The sequence below is a fragment of the Heyndrickxia coagulans 36D1 genome (genome assembly GCF_000169195.2).
Classification (GTDB): Bacteria; Bacillota; Bacilli; order Bacillales; family Bacillaceae_C; genus Weizmannia; species Weizmannia faecalis.
In genome coordinates this window covers 21,271-34,173 of the sequence record NC_016023.1, presented here as the reverse complement: position 1 = coordinate 34,173, position 12,903 = coordinate 21,271, and the positions used below count along the sequence as shown (strand labels likewise).

14 protein-coding genes are annotated in these 12,903 nt (G+C 48.5%); all 14 read left to right on the top strand.

The window, feature by feature from the left end; translation table 11 throughout:
- Positions 1-20: 20 nt before the first annotated feature.
- The 14 genes from BCOA_RS17345 to BCOA_RS17275 all read left to right on the top strand — a co-directional run bounded on the left by BCOA_RS17345 (position 21) and on the right by BCOA_RS17275 (position 12,791).
- Positions 21-449, top strand: a complete 429-nt coding sequence (locus BCOA_RS17345; protein WP_014095432.1) for a chemotaxis protein CheW — start codon at positions 21-23, stop codon at positions 447-449.
- 11 nt (positions 450-460) lie between these two features.
- Entirely contained in the window at positions 461-1,099 is a 639-nt protein-coding gene (locus BCOA_RS17340; RefSeq protein ID WP_014095431.1) for a chemotaxis protein CheC, read from the top strand.
- Positions 1,092-1,592, top strand: a complete 501-nt coding sequence (locus BCOA_RS17335; protein WP_014095430.1) for a chemotaxis protein CheD — start codon at positions 1,092-1,094, stop codon at positions 1,590-1,592. Before BCOA_RS17340 ends, BCOA_RS17335 begins: the two co-directional genes overlap by 8 nt.
- Positions 1,593-1,646: 54 nt before the next feature.
- Complete coding sequence (locus BCOA_RS17330) at positions 1,647-2,420, top strand: FliA/WhiG family RNA polymerase sigma factor (protein ID WP_014095429.1); 774 nt, start codon at positions 1,647-1,649, stop codon at positions 2,418-2,420.
- Between the two features lie 9 nt (positions 2,421-2,429).
- Positions 2,430-2,975 carry a hypothetical protein gene (locus BCOA_RS17325; RefSeq protein WP_014095428.1) on the top strand — a complete coding sequence of 182 codons (546 nt, stop codon included), beginning with the start codon at positions 2,430-2,432 and terminating at the stop codon, positions 2,973-2,975.
- Between the two features lie 144 nt (positions 2,976-3,119).
- Positions 3,120-3,875 carry a 30S ribosomal protein S2 gene (gene rpsB, locus BCOA_RS17320; RefSeq protein ID WP_014095427.1) on the top strand — a complete coding sequence of 252 codons (756 nt, stop codon included), beginning with the start codon at positions 3,120-3,122 and terminating at the stop codon, positions 3,873-3,875.
- Positions 3,876-4,006: 131 nt separating this feature from the next.
- Entirely contained in the window at positions 4,007-4,891 is an 885-nt protein-coding gene (gene tsf, locus BCOA_RS17315) for a translation elongation factor Ts (RefSeq protein WP_014095426.1), read from the top strand.
- A 130-nt stretch (positions 4,892-5,021) separates the two neighbouring features.
- Positions 5,022-5,747: a UMP kinase gene (gene pyrH, locus BCOA_RS17310; RefSeq protein ID WP_014095425.1), complete on the top strand. Its 726-nt coding sequence runs from the start codon at positions 5,022-5,024 to the stop codon at positions 5,745-5,747.
- Positions 5,747-6,304, top strand: a complete 558-nt coding sequence (gene frr, locus BCOA_RS17305; RefSeq protein ID WP_026104623.1) for a ribosome recycling factor — start codon at positions 5,747-5,749, stop codon at positions 6,302-6,304. Before pyrH ends, frr begins: the two co-directional genes overlap by 1 nt.
- A 362-nt stretch (positions 6,305-6,666) precedes the next feature.
- Positions 6,667-7,461 (top strand): isoprenyl transferase, encoded by a 795-nt coding sequence (locus BCOA_RS17295; RefSeq protein WP_014095423.1) that lies wholly within the window; start codon positions 6,667-6,669, stop codon positions 7,459-7,461.
- A complete protein-coding gene (locus BCOA_RS17290; RefSeq protein ID WP_014095422.1) occupies positions 7,458-8,261 on the top strand; it encodes a phosphatidate cytidylyltransferase in 804 nt (267 codons plus the stop codon). Before BCOA_RS17295 ends, BCOA_RS17290 begins: the two co-directional genes overlap by 4 nt.
- 18 nt (positions 8,262-8,279) lie before the next feature.
- Positions 8,280-9,425 (top strand): 1-deoxy-D-xylulose-5-phosphate reductoisomerase, encoded by a 1,146-nt coding sequence (locus tag BCOA_RS17285; RefSeq protein ID WP_014095421.1) that lies wholly within the window; start codon positions 8,280-8,282, stop codon positions 9,423-9,425.
- Between the two features lie 63 nt (positions 9,426-9,488).
- Complete coding sequence (rseP, locus tag BCOA_RS17280; RefSeq protein WP_014095420.1) at positions 9,489-10,748, top strand: RIP metalloprotease RseP; 1,260 nt, start codon at positions 9,489-9,491, stop codon at positions 10,746-10,748.
- A gap of 333 nt (positions 10,749-11,081) precedes the next feature.
- A complete protein-coding gene (locus tag BCOA_RS17275) occupies positions 11,082-12,791 on the top strand; it encodes a proline--tRNA ligase (RefSeq protein ID WP_014095419.1) in 1,710 nt (569 codons plus the stop codon).
- Positions 12,792-12,903: the final 112 nt, after the last annotated feature.

Genomic DNA, 12,903 nt, shown 5'->3' with positions numbered 1-12,903 from the left:
CAGGAAAGAGGTTGAGATCGTTGGAGAAAGTGATCGTATTTCAGTTGAATGATAAAGAGTATGCCCTGCCGGTTACGCAGGTTTTGGCCATTGAAAAGCTGCAGCATATTACAAGAGTGCCGCTTACCGCTCCTTTTATACTTGGCGTGATGAATTTACGCGGTATCATTATTCCGGTCATTGATCTGAAAAAACGGTTTGGCATGGAGGATGACACGGACGCTGATAAGGAGGAACGCAAGCTGATCATCGTCCGGTTTGGAGAAATTGAAACGGGCCTAATTGTGGACGAGGCGACGGATGTTCTGGATATCGACGAAAAAAAAGTGGAACCCGAGCCGGAAGTGGTAAACGCGGGCAAAGAGGACTTTATTTCCGGTGTGGCGAATATAAACCAGAGGCTTTTGCTGCTGCTTGATTTAGAAAAAACTTTAACGCCATTACAATAGGGGTATTTTAAATGGATATTAAAAATAAAATCACAAATCTTCACCTTGATGTCTTAAAAGAAATCGGGAATATCGGAGCGGGACATGCCGCAACGGCGCTTTCCAAATTGCTGCATAAAAAAATCAAAATGACGGTCCCGGATGTCCATATTGCCTCCTTTGAAGAAATTATGGAGCTGATCGGCGGCGCTGAGCTCGTTGTGGTGAGCGTGTTTTTGCGGATTGAAGGCGATGCGCCCGGCAATATTTTTTTCATCGTGCCGGTTGCCCAGGGCGAAAGATTCATTAAAGAAATGATCGAGGATCCGTCGTTCTCCTTTGAAAAGCCGCCATACCCGGAGCTCGGGCTGTCGGCGATGCTGGAACTGGGCAATATTTTGTCGGGGTCTTATTTAACGGCGCTTTCCGATTTTACGAAGCTGGATATGCTGCCTTCCGTCCCGGCACTCAGCATTGATATGTTCGGTTCCATTATCAGCTATGGTTTGATTGAACTGTCCCAGGTCAGCGATTATGCCATCGTGATTGATACAGTGCTGAGCGATGAGCAGGCGGAAAATTCCGATATGAAGGGGCATTTTTTCCTCTTTCCGGATCCGGATTCTTATGAAATCCTATTCCGTGCGCTAAGGGTTGAATTAGATGGATAGCGAAATGAACATTGTCAAAGTGGGCATTGCGGAAATGAAGATCGTCACTTCTCCCGGCCTGATCAGGACAACCGGGCTTGGCTCATGCGTTGGCGTCGTTTTGTACGATTTGCCGGCTAAAACAGCCGGGCTTGCCCATGTAATGCTGCCTTCATCCTTCATTGCGAAGAATGGAGAGCATATGAATAAAGCAAAATTTGCGGATACCGCTATTTTTGAACTGATCGGCATGCTGAAAAGCGCAGGCTGCCACCAGAGCAGACTGCTAGCAAAAATCGCCGGCGGAGCCGAAATGTTTTCTTTTTCTTCCATGAATGAAGCGATGCGGATCGGGCCGCGCAATGTCGAGGCTGTAAAACAGGAACTGAAAAAGTACCGCATTCAATTGGTGGCCGAAGATACCGGGGGAAAAAGCGGCCGCACGATTGAATTTAACCCGGGAAATGCCGTACTGACCGTGAGAACGGTCAACCAGGGTTCTGTCGAAATATGACGAGGCCGCCCCTTTGTTTTCGGGAAAAGCGATGGCAACAAGGAGGGATGCGATATGGCGGAGGAGCCAAAACAGGGTGAGGAGCAGAAAGATTGGGATTTGTGGCTTAAATCCCGTGATCCGGAAGCCGGAAATGCCCTTGTGAAAAGATATATGCCGCTTGTTTCTTTCCATGTCCAAAGAATTGCCGCCGGGCTTCCCCGCAACGTGTCAAAAGAGGATTTAAAAAGCCTTGGCATGTTCGGGCTTTTGGATTCATTAAACAAATTTGATCCGTCCCGCGAACTGAGATTTGATACATATGCTTCTTTTCGGATCCGCGGCGCGATTTTGGACGGCCTGCGGAAAGAAGACTGGCTGTCAAGAGGCACAAGGGAAAAAGCGAAAAAAATTGAAAGCGCCATTGAAAGTCTCGAGCAGAAATACTTGCGCACCGTTTCTCCAAAAGAAGTCGCTTTGGAGCTTGGCATGGAAGAAACGGAAGTCTGCACAACGATGAATGAACAGTTTTTTGCCAATGTCCTGTCGATTGAAGAAACGGGCACCGATAATGATGAACCGGAAGCAGCATCCCGGTTCGTGTCCGGGGACAGGAATGCCGGCCAGCCGGAATCCGAGCTGGAAAAAAAGGAAACCGTAAAGGAACTGGCGGAGGCCATCCGTGCCCTGTCGGAAAAAGAGCAGCTTGTGCTGAGCCTCTTTTATCAGGAAGAATGCACGCTGACAGAAATCGGCGAAGTGATGGGGCTTTCCACTTCCCGGATTTCCCAGATCCATTCGAAGGCCATTTACAAACTGCGGAATATTTTGGAAAAACGGCTGCTGTAATCAGAGGGGGTGAATCAAACGGTTATTTTTTTCCTCATTCTTTCTTTCCTATTTAATGTGCTCTCCATTTTTGCCATCATCCTGCTCTATTTACGGCAAAACCGCTTTGCCCGGGCAGAACAAAACGTCAATAAAATGGTGAAAGAAATTGAAGACATCTTTTCCGTATACCTGATGGAGTTAAAAGAAGAAAACGATGCTTTCATCAAAAAAATGAAAGCAGGCAGGATGAAAGAGGCAAGCCCGGCGGAAAAAGCAGGGCCGGAAACGGGACAGCCGGGTTCGGAAACAAAACAGCCGCCTGAGACAGAAGAAACAGCGGAACTGAAGTCAGGTGCGCTCATCCAGGTATCCGCAAACCGGGCGTACCGGAATGCGGCCCGGCAAATTTCAGGGGAACAAAGCGATGGGCAGCTTCAGGAAGAAAAAAGCCTTTTGCAAAAAGTGAATGATTTGCAACAAAACGGGTATACTGTTGATGAAATTGCCCAAAAATTAAATAAAGGCCGCACGGAAATCGAGCTGCTTCTCAAATTTCAGACAGGACGCGGATAATGCTTGATTCGCATTTTTTTTTATGGTATAGTAATCGTTGGTGTTATCACACACGCTTCATGATTTAAAGGACGGTGCTGCTTTTAAGCGGTCTCCTTTTGAAAAGGATTGGGGCGGAGGAAAAAAACCATAGGAGGAAATAAAATGTCAGTAATCTCAATGAAACAACTGCTCGAAGCCGGTGTCCATTTCGGCCACCAGACGCGCCGCTGGAACCCGAAAATGAAAAAATACATTTTCACGGAACGGAACGGCATCTATATTATTGACCTGCAAAAAACGGTCAAAAAAGTAGAAGAAGCTTATAACTTTGTAAAAGATCTTGCAGGCAACGGCGGAAATATTCTGTTCGTCGGCACGAAAAAACAGGCGCAGGAATCCGTTAAAGATGAAGCGGAACGTTCCGGCATGTTTTACGTGAACCACCGCTGGCTTGGCGGAACCTTAACCAACTTTGAAACGATCCAAAAACGGATTGACCGTTTGAAACAAATCGAAAAAATGGAAGAAGACGGCACATTTGATGTCCTTCCGAAAAAAGAAGTCGTCCAGTTGAAAAAAGAACACGACCGTTTGGTGAAATTCCTTGGCGGCATTAAAGATATGCGGAACCTGCCGGATGCATTGTTTGTAATCGATCCGCGCAAAGAACGCATCGCGGTAGCGGAAGCAAGAAAATTAAACATTCCGATTATCGGGATTGTGGATACAAACTGCGATCCGGATGAAATTGACTATGTCATTCCGGCAAACGATGATGCGATCCGTGCGGTCAAACTTTTGACCAGCAAAATGGCGGATGCTATTGTGGAAGCAAAACAGGGCGAAGAAGGTGCCGCTGAAGTTCCGGCCGAATCCGGCGAAGCAGCGGGCACGGAAGAAACGACTGTCGAAGCCTGATCCGTTTTCCGGCCGGGGTTTGACAGCGGCCGCACCTTACCCAAAATATCCCAATAAAAAAGGTGATAAGAAGGTTTGTGCTTATCACCTTTTTTTAGGGAGACGTACATAAACTTGAAGGAGGAAATCCGATGGCAATTACAGCTCAAATGGTGAAAGAACTTCGTGAAAAAACCGGCGCAGGCATGATGGATTGCAAAAAAGCGCTGACGGAAACGAACGGCGATATGGAAAAAGCGGTGGACTATCTTCGTGAAAAAGGGATCGCAAAAGCGGCGAAAAAGGCAGACCGCGTTGCTGCAGAAGGAACCACTTACGTATTAAGCGAAGGCAACCACGCCGTCATTCTCGAAGTCAATGCCGAAACAGACTTTGTTGCAAAAAATGCAGAATTCCAAAACCTTGTAAAAGAAATCGCTGAACATTTGCTTCAAAGCAAACCGGCCGATCTGGATGCCGCTTTACAATCAACAATGGCAAACGGATCGACTGTCAATGATTTTATTACACAGGCGATTTCCAAAATCGGTGAAAAAATTTCGCTCCGCCGTTTTGCCCTGAAAACGAAAACGGATAACGGTGCGTTCGGCGAATACCTCCACATGGGCGGCCGTATCGGTGTGCTCACTGTTCTTGAAGGCACAACCGATGCTTCTGTTGCAAAAGACGTTGCCCTTCATGTTGCAGCGATGAATCCGAAATACATCTCCCGCGACCAGGTTTCGGAAGAAGAAGTGGCCCATGAACGCGAAGTATTAAAACAACAGGCGCTGAACGAAGGCAAACCGGAAAAGATTGTGGAAAAAATGGTGGAAGGACGCTTGAAGAAATACTTCGAGGAAATTTGTGTGGCAGACCAGGCGTTTGTCAAAAATCCGGATCAAACGGTTGGGCAGTTCGTCGCTTCCCATAATGCAAAAGTGGCAGATTTTGTCCGTTATGAAGTCGGCGAAGGCATTGAAAAACGCCAGGAAAACTTTGCTGAAGAAGTCATGAATCAAGTGAAGAAAAACTAGTTTTAAAAGGGGAACACAGTGTGTTCCTCTTTTTAAAAGAAGGCAGGATTTTAACCTTGCAAAAAAAACGCCCCGTTTACCGGCAAAGATGGACCGGGGCAATTTTACATAACCATATTGGAGGTTCAAAATGGACACCCCTAAATATAAACGTGTCGTATTGAAATTAAGTGGTGAGGCATTGGCTGGAGAGCAGGGCTTTGGTATTCATCCGACGGTCATCCAGTCCGTCGCGCGGCAAGTAAAAGAAATTGTCGAGCTTGGCGTTGAAGTGGCGATTGTCGTCGGCGGCGGCAATATTTGGCGCGGCAAGATCGGCAGCCAGATGGGAATGGACAGGGCAACGGCTGATTATATGGGCATGCTCGCCACGGTCATGAATGCAATGGCCCTTCAGGACAGCCTGGAACAGAGCGACGTGGAAACACGCGTGCAGACTTCCATTGATATGCGCCAGGTGGCAGAACCTTATATCAGAAGGCGGGCCATCCGCCATCTGGAAAAGGGTCGTGTCGTTATTTTTGCCGCCGGTACGGGCAACCCGTTTTTCTCCACCGATACGACCGCCGCGCTGCGTGCAGCAGAAATTGAAGCCGATGTCATTTTAATGGCAAAAAATAATGTGGACGGTGTTTATTCTGCCGATCCGAAACTGGACAAAGATGCTGTGAAATATGAAGAGCTTTCATATCTGGATGTCATCAAAGACGGCCTCGCTGTCATGGACTCCACCGCGTCCTCTTTATGTATGGACAATGACATCCCGCTTATAGTATTCTCAATTATGGAGGAAGGAAACATCAAACGCGCCGTCTTGGGCGAAACCATTGGGACAATCGTTAGGGGGAAAATATGATGGCAAATCAGGTCATTGACACTGCAAAAGATAAAATGGCAAAAGCAATCCAGGCTTTTCAGCGCGAACTCGGCTCCATCCGTGCGGGGCGTGCAAACGCGGCCCTGCTCGATAAAATCACGATAGATTACTACGGCGCTAGGACACCTGTAAACCAGCTTGCGTCCATTTCCGTGCCGGAAGCGCGCCTGATGGTGATCCAGCCGTATGATAAAACGGTGCTGGGTGAAATTGAAAGGGCCATTTTAAAATCGGATCTCGGCCTTACGCCGAATAATGACGGTTCCGTAATCCGCCTTTCCATCCCGCCTTTAACGGAAGAACGTAGAAAAGAACTGGTGAAGCTCATCAAAAAAGAAGCGGAAGAAGCAAAAGTTGCCATCCGTAACGTGCGCCGCGATGCCAATGATGAACTGAAAAAGCAGGAGAAAAACGGTGAGATTACAGAAGATGAGCATCGTGGTTTCGCGGAAGACGTTCAGAAAATCACCGACCAGCACATTCAAAAAATCGATAAAATGACAAAAACAAAAGAGCAGGAAATTATGGAAGTCTGACTGCCGGACAAAAAACTTCCGTTGGCAAGCGGCCGATGGAAGTTTTTTATTATGTTATCAGTGCGCGCTTTTCCCGGGAGCATGGAATGTTCCGGTTCTAAAATCCTGTCATATTGCCGGAAAATGGGGCTACACACGCGTTTAAAAGGGGATACAAAGCCGGTTTTCCATACACCCCCAAACCAAATGGCCGGATCGTTTAAAAAACAGAACTACACAAACGCATCCATTTTCTCTATAATAGAGGTTGGCAAATGGAATACAAAGGTCATACCACTTTTGCCGGAAACGACTGAACACGTATGGCCGCGGTACCGTGCATAAAGTTGCAGGCGGATACCATTTGGAGGGCAAATGTGCATATGAATTTAAAAAGATGGAAATCTTTCGATAAAGAAGGCCGCGACACGACAACCCGCGGCGAAAAAGTGAAAGCTGCCGCCATCCCGGAACATGTCGCCATCATCATGGACGGCAACGGAAGATGGGCGAAAAAACGCCATTTGCCGCGGGTGGCCGGCCATCACGAAGGCATGAAAACCGTCCGGAAAATTACCCGTATCGCCAACCGGCTCGGAATCAAAGTATTGACGCTGTATGCTTTTTCAACAGAAAACTGGAAACGGCCAAAATTAGAAGTGGAATACTTAATGAAGCTGCCGGAAGAATTTTTATCCACTTATCTTCCCGAGCTGAAAGCGGAAAATGTGAAAGTGCAGATGATGGGGTGCAAAGAAAAAATCCCGCTTCATACTCAAAGGGCCATCAATAAAGCGATCAGTGAAACGGCGCAAAACGACGGGCTGATTCTCAATTTTGCGTTGAACTACGGGAGCAGGGATGAAATTATGCGCGCCGTGAGAAATATTTTAATGGATGTAAAAAATGGTATAATGAATGAAAACGAGCTGACCGAGGAAGTGTTCCACCAGTACTTAATGACGCACGGCCTGCAGGACCCCGACCTTTTAATCCGGACGAGCGGGGAAATCCGGCTCAGCAATTTTATGTTGTGGCAGCTGGCGTATACGGAGTTTGTGTTTACCGATGTGTTATGGCCGGATTTTAATGAGGAACATTTTTTAAGTGCGATTGAAGAATATCAAAAACGTTCCCGAAGATACGGCGGTTTAAAAAGTGAGGAGCAGTCTGAATGAAGCAAAGAATCATTACAGCCATCGTGGCAGCAGCTTTTTTTATTCCTTTTGTGATATACGGGAGATGGCCGTTTGCGCTGCTCGTGTATGCCATGGCGACCGTTGCGCTATACGAGCTGTTGCGGATGGGAAAACAGTCATTTTTTTCCTTTGGCGGCCTCCTTTCCGTCCTGCTGCTTTGGCTGATTTTATTTCCATCAAAGTATATGCATGTCATCGCACAAACAGGCTTTTCAAAGCTTGAATTGGTGTATATGATCGTGCTGCTTTTTCTTGCCTACATGGTGGTGACGAAAAACCGGTTTACATTTGAGCAGGCTGGTTTCCACATTTTGTCCGCCATCTACGTTGGCATCGGCTTTTATTATTTTATTGAAACAAGAAATGCGCCAGATGCGGGCATAACCTATATTTTTTACGCCCTGTTTCTCATTTGGGCAACGGATTCCGGCGCTTATTTCGTCGGACGGGCTTTTGGAAAGCATAAGCTGTGGCCAGAGATCAGCCCGAATAAAACGGTTGAAGGCGCGCTTGGCGGCGTACTGTGTGCGGTCATTGTTGCTGTGCTGTTTTTTTTCTATTCCAATATCGGCCTCGGGCTCGGGCGGCTCATGGTGTCCACGGTCGTCCTCTCCGTTTTCGGCCAGATCGGGGATTTGGTGGAATCCGCGTATAAACGGCATTACGGGGTAAAAGACGCAGGGAAAATCCTGCCCGGGCACGGCGGCATTTTGGACCGCTTTGACAGTTTATTGTTTGTCCTCCCGCTTATCCATTTTTTAAAAATGATGGCGGGATAGAAAAAGAGGTGGATAGCATTGAAGCAAATCAGCTTATTGGGGGCGACGGGCTCCATTGGTACACAAACGCTGGATGTGATCCGGAACCATCCGGAAGCATTCCGGCTCGCGGCCTTTTCAGCAGGGAGAAATCTCAATTTAACGAGGAAAATTATTTCGGAGTTTCATCCGGCGCTTGTCTCTGTCGCTGACAAAGAAGACTGTGCCCGGCTGAAAACCGAATTCGGGGACAGCCCGGTTGTGCTCTACGGGGAAAAAGGGATGGTCGAAACGGCGGTATATGCCGAATCGGATATTTTGGTCAATGCGGTGCTTGGCAGTGTCGGGCTGTTGCCGACTTTGGAGGCGATCCGGGCGGGGAAAACTGTTGCGATCGCCAATAAAGAAACGCTCGTCACAGCTGGCCACCTCGTGATGGATGCAGCAAGGCGCGCCGAAACTGAAATTCTTCCGATCGACAGCGAGCATTCCGCCATTTTTCAATGTTTGCAAGGGGAAAACCGGGATGAGATCGAACGGCTCATCATTACCGCATCCGGCGGCAGTTTCCGTGATTATACAAGGGAACAGCTTGAAACCGTCACCGTAAAAGATGCGCTGAACCACCCGAATTGGTCGATGGGCGCCAAAATCACGGTTGATTCGGCAACAATGATGAATAAAGGGCTCGAAGTCATTGAAGCACACTGGCTGTTCGGCCTTCCCTTTGAAAAAATTGATACTATCCTGCACCGCGAAAGCATCATCCACTCTCTCGTCGAATTCCGTGACAGCAGCGTAAAGGCGCAGCTCGGGATGCCCGATATGCGCATCCCGATTCAATATGCGCTCGGATTTCCAAAAAGGTTGCCGCTACCGGATGCAAAGCGGCTCGATTTGGCGGAAATCGGCCGGCTTCATTTTGAAAAAATGGATGAAGAACGCTTTTACTGCCTGAAACTTGCCTATGAAGCCGGAAAAGCCGGCGGATCGATGCCGGCCGTGCTGAATGCGGCCAATGAGGTGGCGGTCCATGCCTTTTTGCAGGAAAAAATTTCGTTTTTGCAAATTGATCAGTTGATTGAAAAGGCGCTTGCAAGGCATAATGTAATTATACACCCTGATTTGGAAACGATCTGGGCCGTTGACCGTGAGACGCGGGACTATGTGGCCTCGCTCATATAAGCGGGAGCTTGCCCGGAGTTCCTGAAAAAGGCGGAGACTATTTTAAAGTAAGGTGGTATTCATTTGACGACAGTTATAGCCTTTATTTTGATTTTTGGTTCACTTGTCATTTTCCATGAAGCCGGGCATTTCTTTGTTGCCAAAAAAGCCGGGATTTTATGCCGCGAATTTGCGATCGGATTCGGCCCGAAGATCCTTTCGTTTAAGAAAAACGAAACGCAGTATACCGTCCGCCTGCTTCCGATCGGCGGATACGTACGGATGGCGGGGGAAGACCCGGATATGCCGGAGTTGAAGCCAGGCCAGCGGGTTGGGCTGCTTTTCGATGAAAACGAAGCCGTTGAAAAAATCGTGGTGAACGGAAAAGACCGGTATACCGGATTGCGCATGATTGAAACGGAATCTGCAGATCTGGAACGTGCGCTTGTAATCAAAGGCTATGAAGAAGGCGATGATGAACACCTCCGGACGTTTAAAGTGAAAAGGGATGCCGTGCTTGTCGAAGACCGGATGGAAATGCAAATCGCGCCTTGGGACCGCCAGTTTGCCTCCAAATCGCTTGGGAAGCGGGCGCTCACGATTTTTGCGGGCCCGCTCATGAATTTCGTTCTGGCAGCCCTTGTCTTTACCCTTATGGCCGTGGTGCAGGGGGTGCCGATGACCGATCCGGTGCTCGGAACGGTTGTCAAGGACAGTGCTGCGGCAAAGGCCGGGCTGCATAAAGGGGATACAGTGATCAGCATTGACGGTGCCGAAATCTCGACGTGGAATGACATTGTCGACGTGATCCAAAAACACCCTGATGAAAAAATTACGTTTACAGTGGAACGGAACGGCAAAACAATGGACATTCCGGTGACGCCAAAAAGCATTTCAGAGGACGGGAAGACCATCGGGAGAATCGGCGTGACCAGCCCGGTTGACCATTCCCCGCTGAAAGTAGCCACGTACGGCATTACACAGACATACGTTTGGACGGTGGAAATTTTTAAACTGCTTGGCCACCTGATCAGCGGCGGCTTTTCCATTGATATGCTGTCAGGCCCTGTCGGCATTTACAAATCAACAGAGACCGTCGCCAAGTCGGGCATCATTTATTTGTTTAAATGGGCAGGATTGTTGAGCATCAACATCGGGATTATGAACCTGCTCCCGCTGCCGGCTTTAGATGGCGGCAGGCTGCTGTTTTTCGGCATCGAAGCATTGCGGGGCAAACCGATTGACCGGCAAAAAGAAGGCATCGTCCATTTTATCGGTTTTGCGCTTCTGATGCTGTTGATGATTATTGTCACCTGGAATGATATCCAAAGATTTTTCCTGTAAAGTTTCCGGTTTCGAGGGGGTTCCAGCGGGCCCTGTTGCAAAAGGGCCTGCTTCCTTACCTGCTTTACGGAGACGGTTATAAAATGGATTTGCATTTTTGATCCGCCATTAGCCCGGTTTGGCCCGCTCGTCTTCACAAGCAACGCCAAATCTTCGTATTTTTACCGTGCGGATCCCTTTTAAAATCTGCATTTCTAGCACCCTGGCCCGGCTTTTGATTTACAATCTCTTACCATCCAACCTTGGACCTGGTTTGCTGAATCGGGGGAATAGAAACGAAGGAACGTAATCAACGCGACTGATCTATAATAAATGAATACGGGAGTGCGATGTATGAAACAGAGCAAATTGTTTATTCCGACATTGCGGGACGTACCGGCAGAAGCCGAGGTGAAAAGCCATCAGCTGCTGCTCCGTGCCGGTTACATACGGCAAATTGCAAGCGGTGTTTATACGTATTTGCCGCTCGCGAAAAAAGTCTTACATAAAATTGAAGCGATTATCCGCGAAGAATTGGAAGCTATCGGTTCCATGGAATTGCTGATGCCGTCCCTCCAGCCGGCGGAATTGTGGCAGGAATCGGGGCGCTGGTATTCTTACGGGCCGGATTTGATGCGCCTTAAGGACCGGCATGAACGGGACTTTGCGCTCGGGCCGACGCATGAAGAAGTGATCACAAGTTTAATTCGGAACGAAGTAAAATCGTATAAACGCCTGCCGCTTTCTTTATACCAAATTCAAACGAAATTTCGGGATGAAAAGCGCCCGCGTTTCGGCTTGCTGCGCGGACGGGAATTCATCATGAAAGACGCGTATTCTTTCCATGCCAACAAAGAGAGCCTTGATGAGACGTATAAGGATATGTATCGGGCTTATACCAATATATTCTCGCGGTGCAAACTGGATTTCCGCGCCGTATTGGCGGACTCGGGCGCGATCGGCGGGAAAGATACGCAGGAGTTTATGGTGCTGTCTGAAATCGGGGAAGACACCATTGCGTATTCCGACTCATCCGATTATGCGGCAAATATTGAAATGGCGGAAGTGAAGACCGTTTACACAAAGCCGGATGAAGCGGAAAAACCGCTCGAAAAAATTCCGACCCCGGGGCAAAGAACGATCGCGCAAATTGCGGACTTTCTAAAGGCAGATCCTGAAAAATGCCTGAAGACCCTTGTGCTGAAAGCGGATGATGAATATGTCATTGTGCTGGTCAGGGGCGATCATGACGTAAATGAAGTCAAAGTCAAACATCTTCTCGGTTCTGAAACGATTGAAATGGCAGATCCGGAAGCCATCAAGTCGATCATGGGGGCGGATCCCGGTTCGCTCGGCCCTGTCGGCGCGCCGGAACAGATCCGGATTTTGGCCGATCACGCCGTCCGCTATGTAGTCAACGGCATTTGCGGTGCCAATGAGAATGACTTCCACTATGTGAATGCGAATCCGGAGAGGGATTACCGCGTCGATCTATACGGGGATCTCCGCAATATCCAGGAAGGCGACCCGTCACCGGACGGAAAGGGAACGATCCGGTTTGCACGCGGCATAGAGGTCGGGCATATTTTCAAACTCGGCACAAAATACAGTGAGGCCATGCACGCCGCCTTTTTAGACGAAAACGGCAGGGAGCAGGTCATGTTGATGGGGTGTTACGGGATTGGTGTCTCCCGCACTTTAACAGCAGTGTGCGAACAGCATAACGATGATAAAGGGCTTGTTTGGCCTGTCAATCTGGCGCCGTTTGACGTGCATCTCGTTCCGGTAAATATGAAGGATGCCCAACAATCCGCCCTTGCAGAATCGCTCCATGCGGAACTTGAAAAGCAGTTTACCGTCTTGATGGATGACAGAAACGAGCGCCCGGGTGTGAAATTTGCGGATTCCGACCTGATCGGCCTGCCTGTCCGGGTAACCGTCGGGAAAAAAGCGGCGGAAGGCATCGTCGAAGTGAAAATCAGAAAAACCGGGGAAGTGCTCGAAGTGAAAAAAGAGGATTTGGCCGAGACAATTTCTAATATTTTAGCACAACTTGCTTCATGACAGGGGCATCGGCTTACCGGCCGGTGCTTCTCTTCTTTTCCTGCAAAAAAGAGGCAGAAAATGTTTTGCCTGGAAAATTTCAACACCCGAACCTTTCAACACTACCGGGAAA